The organism is Shigella sp. FC1967 (assembly GCF_001743005.1).
Taxonomy (GTDB): Bacteria; Pseudomonadota; Gammaproteobacteria; order Enterobacterales; family Enterobacteriaceae; genus Proteus.
The window spans coordinates 1-1,427 of the sequence record NZ_MIIZ01000989.1; the positions used below are offsets into that span (position 1 = coordinate 1).

Annotated in this window: 2 protein-coding genes; both read left to right on the forward strand. The window is 40.0% G+C overall.

The annotated features are described in order from the left end of the window. On the forward strand, positions 1–739 hold a 739-nt coding region (locus tag BHE89_RS17210), incomplete at its 5' end, for an ABC transporter permease subunit (protein WP_128860662.1). Positions 740–741: 2 nt separating this feature from the next. Continuing rightward, positions 742–1,427, forward strand: a 686-nt coding sequence (locus tag BHE89_RS17215; protein ID WP_128860663.1) for an ABC transporter permease, incomplete at its 3' end; no start/stop codon positions are given.

A 1,427-nucleotide genomic window follows, 5' to 3' on the forward strand; every position in this document is an offset into this window, starting at 1 on the left:
TTTTTTTACGCGTTACTTTTTATGGTTAATAGCAGGTTTGCAACTCGATTTTGGTACCTCTTTTCTTACAAGAACCCCCGTTATTCAAGAGATGTTAAGGGCGTTACCACCCACACTTTGGCTAGCCTCAACGGCGCTATTCTTTACGATTGTTCTGACACTCCCTTTGGCACTATGGTGTGTGGCTAAACCTCAAAGTTTTACGGATAAATGTATCCGTTTTATTGTTTTTGTTTTAACGGCTATTCCTAATTATTGGTTAGGATTATTATTAATTTGGGGTGTCGCTGTTTATTTAGATTGGTTGCCTGTCAGCGGAATGTTATCGCCTCAGTCTGTTATTTTGCCTGCTTTGGCGCTCTCTTTAGGATATATCGGCACTTATTTACGACTATTACGAGGTGCGATGTTAAATCAATGGCATCAGCCGTATGTCTTTTATGCCAAAGCGCGAGGATTACCCGATAATCTTATTTTACGCCGCCATATTTTACGTAATTCGCTGTATTCCAGTTTAACGGCGTTGGGGATGAGTATTCCTAAGCTTATTGCGGGTACGGTGGTGATTGAAAATATTTTTGCTTGGCCGGGGATCGGACGACTCTGTATCAGCGCTATATTTGGTCGTGATTATCCGATGATACAAGCTTATATTTTATTAATGTCACTGTTATTTCTCTTTTTTAATTTTCTGATGGACGTCATTCAAATGATGGCAGATCCACGGTTAAGGCGATAATGATGTGGCGACTTTTTTGGCAACGACTCGGAAAAGATAAAAGTGCACAACTGTGTTTATTGGTGATTATGATGGTAGTCATTGCAGGAATATTCGCCCCTTGGTTGGCACCACATGATCCTACATTAACGTCGATACGCTTGAAATTTAAACCGATGAGCTTTGATTATCCGTTAGGTACGGATAATTTAGGACGCTGTATTTTTTCAAGATTATTGTTTGGTATCAGAACAACAGTATTTTATGCCTTATTAGCCATGAGTGTGACATTAATGATTGGTTGGCTAATGGGAATGTTAGCCGGATTTTTCCATGGCAAGATAGATACATTGATTATGCGGTTATGTGATGTCGTTTTGTCATTCCCTGCAGAAATTATGATCTTAGCATTAGTGGGAATAATGGGACCGGGTATTGGTAATATCTTAATTGCCGTTATTTTAGTGAAATGGGCATGGTATGCCAGAATGATCAGGGGCGTTGTTCGTCAATACGCTCATCGTAATTACATTGCATATGCACAGGTGATTGGTGCACCTTCTCGTCATATTTTACGGCGTCATTTATTACCTGTCACCTTTGCTGAAACTATTGTCTTAGCATCAACAGATATGGGGAGTGTTATTTTAATGATCTCGGCACTTTCCTTTTTAGGGTTAGGTGTACAACCACCAACGCCAGAATGGGG